The 672-nt window shown below is 67.0% G+C and carries 1 protein-coding gene; it reads right to left on the bottom strand.

Annotated elements, in window-relative coordinates; translation table 11 throughout:
• The coding region (locus ACI6QG_RS19620; protein ID WP_407026262.1) for a GTP-binding protein at positions 1-668 on the bottom strand (668 nt) is incomplete at its 3' end.
• Between the last annotated feature and the right edge of the window lie 4 nt (positions 669-672).

The following is a 672-nucleotide window of genomic DNA, read 5'->3' as shown; positions in this document are numbered from 1 at the left end:
GAGATCGAGAACACGTCCTCGATCGGCATCAGGAACGGGCGGTCCTTCGGGCGCTCGGGCTGCGGGATGTAGCGGTCCACCTCGGCCATCAGCTGCAGGATCGCCTGCTCGCCGATCTCGGGCTGCTTGTCCTCCAGCGCCATCAGCGCCGAGCCCTTGACGATGGGGATGTCGTCGCCCGGGAACTGGTAGGAGGACAGCAGCTCGCGCACCTCCATCTCCACCAGCTCCACCAGGTCAGGGTCGGCCATGTCCATCTTGTTGAGGAACACCACCAGCGCCGGCACGCCCACCTGGCGGGCCAGCAGGATGTGCTCGCGCGTCTGCGGCATCGGGCCGTCGGCGGCCGAGCACACCAGGATCGCGCCGTCCATCTGCGCAGCACCCGTGATCATGTTCTTCACGTAGTCGGCATGCCCCGGGCAGTCCACGTGCGCGTAGTGCCGGTTGGCCGTCTCGTACTCCACGTGCGCCGTGGAGATCGTGATGCCGCGCGCGCGCTCCTCGGGCGCCTTGTCGATCTGGTCGTAGGCCGTGAAGGTCGCCCCACCCGCCTTCGCCAGCACCTTGGTGATCGCCGCCGTCAACGACGTCTTGCCATGGTCCACATGGCCGATCGTCCCGATGTTGCAGTGCGGCTTGTTGCGCTCGAACTTCGCCTTGGCCATCGTC

Source organism: Sabulicella flocculans (assembly GCF_045449635.1).
Taxonomy (GTDB): domain Bacteria; phylum Pseudomonadota; class Alphaproteobacteria; order Acetobacterales; family Acetobacteraceae; genus Roseococcus.
The sequence above is the reverse complement of the archived record's forward strand: the minus strand, read 5'-3'. Positions and strand labels throughout refer to the sequence as shown.